Source organism: Desulfosporosinus shakirovi, from assembly GCF_020595055.1.
GTDB lineage: Bacteria > Bacillota > Desulfitobacteriia > Desulfitobacteriales > Desulfitobacteriaceae > Desulfosporosinus > Desulfosporosinus shakirovi.
Genome location: NZ_JAJDOO010000037.1, coordinates 33480 through 42771, shown reverse-complemented (window position 1 = coordinate 42771; position 9292 = coordinate 33480). Strand labels below are relative to the sequence as shown.

The window sequence follows — 9292 nt, the reverse complement described above, 5'->3', positions numbered from 1 at the left end:
CTCTTAACTTATATACAATTTTGGAGTTAAACGACAACTAACTTGACAAACGCCGGTTCTACCATAGCCTAAAACCTTATAAATATCTTCAACTGTAATGTTAGAATCCTTTGAACTGAAATCTTCAATAATACTAACAGCACGGTCCATAAGGATTTTCTTCTCCAAAGTCTTTTTATATAACAATTGTTCTTTTTTAGCTTCGTTTATCTGCGGCAGAAGACCCCATAGTCTCAAAGTTTCTGGGCAGATGTTTAAAAAGTCCGAAACCCGCTTGATGGTAATAGATATACCAGCTTCTTTTAATGATCCTATCGCATAATCTAAAGACTGTTTTCTCTCTATATTAGAACTTCTTGAACCGGTTGGGATAATTGACCTCAAGTAACATACTCTAACCTTTGATAAGAGCCAATAGCAAAGAAACTCATTGTAACCTAAATTAAGCTTTTCTCTAATTTTCTTTGCCGGGGTGCCTTTACCTATTTCGTCTATTATTCTCTTTGTTATTTCAGAATTGTGTCTTTGGGGAATAGTTACTGGCAAATTGCGATTTTCAATAATTTTGTTCGCAGCTAAAAAAATAATTGCTCGTCTAATTTTGTCTTCGGACGATGCTAATTTACATGCTAATTGTTTCAGTGTAGGCTCCTCAGCCAATAAAGGTCGTACTATTTTAAAGGCAAAATCAATAAAATATCCACGTTCTGTCAGATTATGTTCGTTAACTCTTAAACAGAATTCGAGCCCGCATTCAGTGCAATACATATAATAATTGTATTTACTACCATCGATTCTAACTTTAGTTGACGTAGACGTCCGTTCTAACGTTCCTGATTTACTATGTCCTTTACACCATGGAGAAAGGCATGCATAACGATCAACTAGTCGTATTTTTTCGTTTAATATATGGGCGATAAATTGCGTCGGAACCGTTATATTAGCAAATGAATCTATCAAAACATTTGCCTTTCGAAGTATACTTAATATAGTGTCTAAATGTAGATACGTTAGTTGGACTTTGCTATTTCGAGCTGTCTGAAGAATTGTTGGAACGATACTCCTTTTTTCTTCTTCTAAAAATACAGGACTTTTAGCTAACACATATAAGATCTGAATAGCAATACTCTGTTGTATTGTTAAACCCTCTAATGCTCGTATTCCTTGAACATTTGAATTAAGGAGATACATCCAGTCTTTTAAAATCCGTGCCTCATGATGGTCAAATAAATAAGGTATACAGTTAGCCCCAACTAAAGAAGACTGGCAAAAAGGGCAAAACCCATTTAGCCCCTGATTAGGTATCATGGGTATCTCACGATGACATGCCCAACACTCACCTAAAAGCTTTATCCCGTGGACATCACAACAATTTATTTCTCTTACTTGCCAATAAATTTTATAACTTCTTTTTTCCGATAAACATAATGGACAGAACCTCCGCTTCTTATCCAGTAAACCACTAAGAACCTTACTCTTCGGAATGCATTTTACACCGAGTTTGGAATATACAGGTAGAAATGTTAGGGAATCTAATGTGCCGATCGAGAACTGAAGAAAATTTTCAAACTTTCTAAGGTCAATAGATGTAAATGGGAAATTATCTAAAAATGAAGAAATATCACTTTGTGGATATTTGGCATTGGTATTTAAAAAAAAACGCCAAAGTTCGTGCGAAGAGACCAGGTTTTCTTCCGCAACTCGACAGATATAACTCGTTAGTGATTCAAATTCTTGAGGCTTAGGATTAAACAGAAGTGAATGCATTTAGAATTTGGCACCTACCACTAAATGTATAAATGCATTCTTGCCATTTTAATGCAAAAATAAAACCCCATTTATGAGGGGGGACGTATAAACACATAAACTTTACAAGTAATCCACGAATGTAAATCTAATAACAAGCCTAGCTAAGACGTTGATGGCGTCGATACTTCTCAAAAATTCTAAATTGAAGAATTCGGAAGGTTTTTAATATGAGCACAGTATTTCTTCGGAGACCTACTCCTTTACCGCACCAAAGTTTATCAAGTTATATATACCATCTTGCAAATGCTAATGAGTGTAAAATTCAATGGATTATTGAATTATTTGGATTTAAGCAAATAGCGATTGGCGACCTTAACCATTTAAATGATAAAAAAACTATTACAACTATTTCTAAAGTAACTAAGTTGTCAGAACAAAGTATAGTTAATATGACGTTGCCTTTATTAGATAATTATTATTATCCAGGGACAGTAACATCTTTTTGTCCGCATTGCTTAAGGGAAAAACTATATCATAGAAAATATTGGCTAAGTAAAAGAGTACATATTTGTTTGAAACATAAAAGTTATTTAATATCAGTTTGTCCCCAGTGTCAGAATAAGATAAGCTTAGAAGATATTTTGGAAAGTAAATGTAGTTGCGGACTAAATCTAACTACAATAACTGCACCTATTTGTTCAAATAAGAACGTTCTTGATAATCAAATCAGAGTTTATGAAGCCTTTTCTATATTATCTGATGATGAGAGTATCTTGAATACTTTCCCTGATTTGAACACCGGAAATTATTTTGTGTTTTTTGACTATCTTCATAAGTTTTTAAGAAAAAGGTCTATACCATTTAAAAATCTAGTTAGGAATTTTTATAAAGTAAATTTGGAAGAAGAAGAAAATGATATCTATTTATTTATTGAAGTTATTGAAAAAATCATAAAAGGATGGCCCAATAGCTTTATAAATTTTTTAGAAAAGATTGATAACTGTGAAGAACTTAAATTAATCAATGATGGTTATAAAATTGCCGGAGGTTACTTATGTTCATTAAGTTTAATACCTTCTATTAATAAATCATTAAGCTTTGTTGAAAAAGTTCTTCAGGAATACATAAAAAGTAAATATACAAAAGAATTTTTATTAACACGTATTCAACATTTTTCTCATGATAATTTGCATATTGAAACAACATTAAGTAAAAGTTTACTGAAATTACCCTACAATTTAAACTTAACCACTAATACTGAAAAAAATTATAGGGAAATTAATCTTAATAAAATTGCCGACATTCTGTTTATATTTATTGAATTTGGAGATATAGTTGACGAACAAGAAGGTTATTGCAGCTTGTCGAGTATTATGCTTGATTTTGTTAACCTAAATAATACAGTATTTTATGATATTCTTAATTTAGTAGTTTCTAAAAAGATAAACGTAAAAATAACCTTACCTTTCGAAGCTGTAGGGGATGTACTTGTCCCCACAATTAAACTAAAGAAGCTTTTATTACAACTTATTCTAGAAAGGATTGACAAAGAAGAATTGATATATCTTTGAGTTAGCGGCTCTGTGCAATTATGATAAGTGGTTGTAAACTAGATTTGCATATCAACTAAAACTCACGGTAGTTTTCGAATAACTCGATAGAAATGAAACACCGACCAAGAGATCTTGTACTAATTGAATTGCCGTACATAGTCAATATTAGGCTAAACCTACAACTTAATTGCTCAAAATGAAACTCAATTATAACAGGGCCCCCAAACTCTCAACTTAGTTCTCAAATTTAACCATTACTGAAGGGATTACAGAAGAAGTACAGAATACATGACTTTGGGGGGATATTATGAAAGGGATAGATAGTATCTTTAGTTTTATCGGAAAATTGATTCAACTGATTTTTTGTATAGGGTTTGCTATCGGCTTTAGTATTTGTCTACTCTACTATGTCGGTTTATTTATAATGTTTCTTAGTTATTATATTTTTGGTATAGATATTGAACAAGGAACAGTCTTGTTTTGGGTTTTACCATTATTAGTTATAGGCATATATTTAGCTTGGGCTTTTGGGTCAGATTATCTTCATAAATGGCGTCAATTAAACATTAAATGTCCGCATGGTGTCCGTGGAGGTAAAGTTAAAAGCTTATGCCCTACATGTGTGAAAATTCGTGAAGATGAATCAAGAGAGCAACAACGAAAAGCCGACTTAAATAGTAAAGCAAATGACTTTAGAAATAGAGAAATAGAGCGACTTGCAAGAATAAAAGTCCAACAAGAAGAATCTATTAGAGCACTCAGTCCTCAGGAATTTGAAGATGTTGTATCTGAAATGTATAGAAAACTTGACTATATAGTTGAACAAACTCCATTTGTTAACGATCATGGGAAAGATGCCATAATGTATAGAAATGGGAAGAAGGTTCTTCTTGAGTGCAAAAGATATGGCTCTAATAACTCAATTGGTCGTCCTCAGTTCCAAAAATTGTTTGCTGCTATGGTTGAAGAAAACGCCGAAAAGGGTATTTTCGTAAATACTGGGATTTTTACAAAAACCGCTTATGAATATGGCAAAGAAAATAATATTGAATTAGTTGACATGAATGAGTTGCTTTCGTTAATGAAACAGGCTTATCCAGAGAGAAGCGATGGGGATAATGCAATGCTAATTTGTCATCAATGTGGTGAGAAAGTTAGCTTTTCATTAAGCAATAATGAATTTGAAAAACGATGTTCAAAAGGTCATGTGGTAGTTAATGATATTTCTTATCAGCAAATATCACCCACACTGCTAACTTCAGATAATAATTGCCCGAGGTGTGGACGTAGACTTAGACGCATTAAAGGAAAAAGGGGTTATTTTTGGGGATGTACAGGTTATCCGAATTGTTCATATACTCATTCCGCATGATTCAATTAGTTTTTTGGGGTCTATATGGATATTAATACCATTGCATTTTAGTTGGGCTAATAATTCTGCTCTTACTATTCTCCAAACTATGACAGTTTAGAATCCCGCTATAGTTACAAAATTAATAAGGAATCAAATAAGCCATAGACATAGACTCCTTTAATTACAATTACACAATACACTTGAGACAAAGATAGTTCCCATTAAGGGAACTATTTTATTGTGCTCTAAAAAATTAAAGTTCTTCCTTCACGATTATATTTAGATGAATGGTCATAAACGACCGTTCAAGATAACAAGTAAGACCTCCTTCGAGAGCAACGGAGTTCCATTTCTTCAGTCTAATTCATATTTAATCGTAATGTCTAAGAAGTCCATGTTTAACTCTGGTATATCCTACACAAGGTTAAAACTAATAGTAACTCAAGTCTGGATGAATTGGAAAATTTTGGGCAGCTGTTCTGAATGAAAAAGAGAGAGGGTAATTACTCCTCTCCCTTCTTCTTTGGTTAGCCTTATCTTAGTCTACATCGTATGTAGCCAATAAGAATAAAGCATATGACCATACCTGTCATGCCGAATTGGCTCGGAGGCAAAGACGCGATAGCGACTTGCACCGAGGAGAGAAGCCTCTCCCCGTACGCACCAACAAGGAACAACATGAGATCGGTCAGATAAAGTCCTGCATTCTTAATCCACTTCATCATGTGTATCCTCCTTTCAGTATTTAGGGGTAGTAATTAATATTTCCGTAACAATTACTACCCCTGGCATTACATCCAGGAGACATGAAGAAATGAATATGAATGGGCTTTATCACCATGGGTGAATCTAATCCGTTAATCCGTTTGAAGAGGACAACATGATGAAGTGGCGTCTACCCATGCAGGTGGATAAACTCTTCGTACAGGAACTAATTACAAGGTTTTAATACTTGGCCGTTCCGACCGATAAAAATAGAAAATGTTGTTGCCATTTCCTATCAGTGAGAGTAAAATTGTCTCTCTTTCATATGCAAGTACCTCCTTATGCACAAACGGATCTTCCTCGGATTAGTCACCCAAAATAATTATACCCTTTTTATGGATGTCCGTAAACACAGAATAAAAAACAAGAAAGAACCTTAAAAGTTCTTCCGTGTTTCATTTTAAAAATGTACGTATGGGACTATATTACGGAGGATAAATAATGGATAATGGATTATGATACAAATCTAGTCCGTCCACCAGGATTAGGTAAGACATTACTGGCTAAGGTCAACTCAGGTATTCTTCGACAATTAAGCGAGCAGGAAAGCATAGAGGTGGTAACTCAGCTTTACAGTGTCTGAAGGCTTTAATATGCAATGGTATCTTGGTCCAGTATCACCCGTTTCGCAGCCCTTACCATACGGTTACAAAGGCGGGCATTATCGGGGGCGGAAGTGACTTGCGTCCAGGTGAATTAAGCCGATCGAATTATGTCGTCCTCCTCTTTGATGAGCTGCCTAAGTTTTGTCGCGAAGTCTTGGAATGCCTTCGACAACCCTTGAGAATTGACGATCACTTGTAAATCTGGCAGTATTACATATCCGGCTCATGTCAGTGTTATTGTAAGTATAAATCCCTGACCATAGAATAATTATAAAACGTAATTATATGTAATTTGTAATAAAAATTAGGATGTTTGCATTACTATTGATTAATCTTTTTTGTATATTTAAGTCAACAGCCTTATATTGCAGTTCGACAGATACTAGCTATAGATGATTTGGGGCCAAAAAGAGTTGCGAGTATTTTTCCAAGACAAAATAATACTAAATAATTTTATGCTCTAAGCCATAAGCCATAATATAGACTGTGTCTATAATGCGAATTTGGTAAGTTGTGGGCATCAGCTAGAGCAGACCCCTTTTTGAGAGAAGACTTTTTGTCTTCTCTTTGTCTATTTTCCAACTATTATAATAGTTAGAACAGGGACTATCTAAGTGGTTAATGAAGACCTGCGATTATGAGTTTTGTGGATAGGGCAATTATTATATTTTTAATATTGACAGCTTTCCCCATGTTTCGCGAGAAGTTTATGCGATGATTAAGCCATCTTTGCGAATATTATTAAGTTGGAAATAACGGGTTGAGAACAAATCTTAAACTCGCCCTTCGTATAAACGATGCTGGGGACTGGCTTTGTAGCGTTGTGTAAATAATGTGTACCACTACAAGCCCTAGGATATAGACGTTTAGTTAGATTAACTATGGTATTTGGTCGAGATTAAGGGGGTTAATAAATGAATATTGAGCCAATGATTAATGCGCGATTTAAGAAATTTCGAACGCAGTACGAACTTTTGAATATGCAAGATGGTTTTGCTTTTGAGAGATTTGTGAATTACAATATTTTCTCATCATTAAAGCCAGGTGTATTTAGCGGAGACGACGAACTATTTGAACTGGTCTGTGTTGGCGATGAGAAAGATATGGGTATCGATGGTCTTGCAGTTATTGTAAACGGTTTTTTTGTCCGAAGTGTTTCGGATGTAATAGATATAGCATCAAGATCTAATAAAATAACTGCCGAATTTGTTTTTATACAATCAAAGTATAAACCGAATTTTGATAAGAATGAGCTGAACAACTTTATTGATGGCGTTCGTGACTTTTTGAGTGATTCACATAAATTTCCTAGAAATGAGAAAATTGACAAACTACTTGAAATTAAGGATTTTATCCTTCGTGAAGATGATCATGGAGAAATGATGTGGGAGGAAAATCCTTCAGTAAGACTTTATTATGTGGCTATGGGTGTATGGAGGGGTAGTGAGCATCAAGAGGCTTTAATTAATCAATTCAAAGAAGATATTGAGCGACTTAATACATACAACAGAAATATCAATTTTATCTATGTAGACAGTGATGTCCTGAAAAAGTACTGTGATAATAATGAAAATGCATTTTCTGAAACTATCAATACCATTTCGTCTATGCCTTTAACTGAAGTGGATAATGTAGATAATTCATGTATAGCTTTATGTTACGCTAATGAATTAGTTAAGCTTCTGACAATGGACGAAAATCAAACAATACGTAAATCGCTTTTTTATGATAATGTTAGAGATTATCTTGGCGATAATAATATCAATGATGAAATCCGTAGGACAATAGAATACGAACCGGAAAAATTTATATTATTAAATAACGGCCTAACTATAGTCTGTGATAGTTACCAGCAAAGCAACCGCAAAATAACGATTAAAAACCCACAGATAGTAAACGGTTGCCAGACCAGTCATGTGATATTTTACGCGGACCGAGCTGGATTGGATGTTGGGCAAGTACCAATTAATATTAAAATTATTGCTACTGATAAAAGTGATGAAAGTGATATAACCAATCAGATTGTTCGTGGTACCAACCGCCAAAATATTGTTTATGATGAAACATTTGAAGTAACTAGGGAATTTCATAAAAAATTCGAGGATTATGTTAATTCTATTTCTGAAGATTATGTGCGTCTTTATTATGAGCGAAGGACAAAACAGTATCTATCAAATCCTATGATTAAGCAATCTCAAAAAGTTACTTTACGAATACTGATTCAAAGCTTTATTGCGATGTTTATGAATGCTCCTGACGTGGCCTATCGTCACCAATCTAAGCTACTTAAAGACTATCAAAATAAAATATTCATATATGACAACAATTTTCATCAATCCTTTTTGCCATATTTTGTTGCAGCATTAGCAAATTATCGTTTGGAAAACCTTTTTAAGGAGATGAAAATCAGCAAGAAAGATTACTATTCCTTCAAGCACCATTTGTTGATGCTTTTTAGAGAGATAGTAGCCGGTCCTACTCCAGATATAAATGACATGCGTCAGATTGAGCAATATTCTTCAATTTTACTAGATGCTCTAAAATCCGAATATCAGACTGAAAACAACTTTAAGAAAGCCATTCAGGTTTTTGATGAAACCAGGAAAATATGGGTAATCAATATGAAAAGAAGTTCTTCAGGAATCAAAGACATCTCTGATTTTACAAAGTTATTGCTTAAAGAGGTAAGGGGGAAATATAAGCATACTACCACTTTTGGTGGTGATGAAAATACTACATACCGTGGAATTGTGGTCACCGTAGGCGAAGACCGATATGGCCAGTATTTTGGTTATATTAAAAGAGAACCGCAAAATATATTCTTTCACTCGCGTTTAAACCCTTATTTGGATTTTCCAAATCTGAAAAGGAAAGTTGTATCATACAAAATTACCCCAAATATAAAGAAGCCGGGGAATTACTTTGCTGTAGATGTAAAAGTTATCAATAGTTAAAGGATTGCTGCATACTGTTTTACTTGCCAATACCTTACGCTAAGGAATAATGTACTTACAAGAATGCTGGTGCTATTGTGACGCCATAGTTTAGAAAAAAATTTACAAATTTAAACATAAACACCCTCCCTTTGCCGATTTCAACAAAGGAGGGTGTTGTGTCTATTAGTAATAAATTGTAATTGAAGGTATAAAAATGTTTGGACAAGTGATGTATTGGTTTTGGGTGCGTTATTAGCTGTTGCAGGCGGATTCCTGTAATGTATATATAACGTGGAAAAAGAAAGAGCAAATCATTTACAAATTAAAAAG

The 9292-nt window shown here is 34.0% G+C and carries 6 protein-coding genes; 5 read left to right on the top strand and 1 reads right to left on the bottom strand.

From position 1 onward, the window contains the following. Positions 1 to 3 precede the first annotated feature (3 nt). A complete protein-coding gene (locus LJE72_RS21760) occupies positions 4 to 1767 on the bottom strand; it encodes a TniQ family protein (protein WP_229250084.1) in 1764 nt (587 codons plus the stop codon). Positions 1768 to 1976: 209 nt separating this feature from the next. Here LJE72_RS21760 and LJE72_RS21755 point away from each other — a divergent pair, with 209 nt between their 5' ends. From LJE72_RS21755 to LJE72_RS21740, 5 genes are all read left to right on the top strand, one after another. Next, positions 1977 to 3320 carry a TniQ family protein gene (locus tag LJE72_RS21755; RefSeq protein WP_229250083.1) on the top strand — a complete coding sequence of 448 codons (1344 nt, stop codon included), beginning with the start codon at positions 1977 to 1979 and terminating at the stop codon, positions 3318 to 3320. Positions 3321 to 3609: 289 nt separating this feature from the next. Continuing rightward, the gene (locus LJE72_RS21750; RefSeq protein ID WP_229250082.1) at positions 3610 to 4674 is read left to right on the top strand and encodes a restriction endonuclease; all 1065 of its coding nucleotides are present in this window, start codon (positions 3610 to 3612) and stop codon (positions 4672 to 4674) included. Positions 4675 to 5869: 1195 nt separating this feature from the next. Beyond that, positions 5870 to 6004, top strand: a complete 135-nt coding sequence (locus LJE72_RS26370; protein WP_282437944.1) for an ATP-binding protein — start codon at positions 5870 to 5872, stop codon at positions 6002 to 6004. A gap of 23 nt (positions 6005 to 6027) precedes the next feature. Then, entirely contained in the window at positions 6028 to 6225 is a 198-nt protein-coding gene (locus LJE72_RS26365; protein WP_282437943.1) for an ATP-binding protein, read from the top strand. 715 nt (positions 6226 to 6940) lie between these two features. Then, positions 6941 to 8980: an AIPR family protein gene (locus LJE72_RS21740; RefSeq protein ID WP_229250081.1), complete on the top strand. Its 2040-nt coding sequence runs from the start codon at positions 6941 to 6943 to the stop codon at positions 8978 to 8980. Positions 8981 to 9292: the final 312 nt, after the last annotated feature.

Coding starts and splice junctions, on each gene's coding strand:
- LJE72_RS21760 (WP_229250084.1), bottom strand. CDS start 1,767: ATGCATTCACTTCTGTTTAATCCTAAGCCTCAAGAATTTGAATCACTA.
- LJE72_RS21755 (WP_229250083.1), top strand. CDS start 1,977: ATGAGCACAGTATTTCTTCGGAGACCTACTCCTTTACCGCACCAAAGT.
- LJE72_RS21750 (WP_229250082.1), top strand. CDS start 3,610: ATGAAAGGGATAGATAGTATCTTTAGTTTTATCGGAAAATTGATTCAA.
- LJE72_RS26370 (WP_282437944.1), top strand. CDS start 5,870: ATGGATTATGATACAAATCTAGTCCGTCCACCAGGATTAGGTAAGACA.
- LJE72_RS21740 (WP_229250081.1), top strand. CDS start 6,941: ATGAATATTGAGCCAATGATTAATGCGCGATTTAAGAAATTTCGAACG.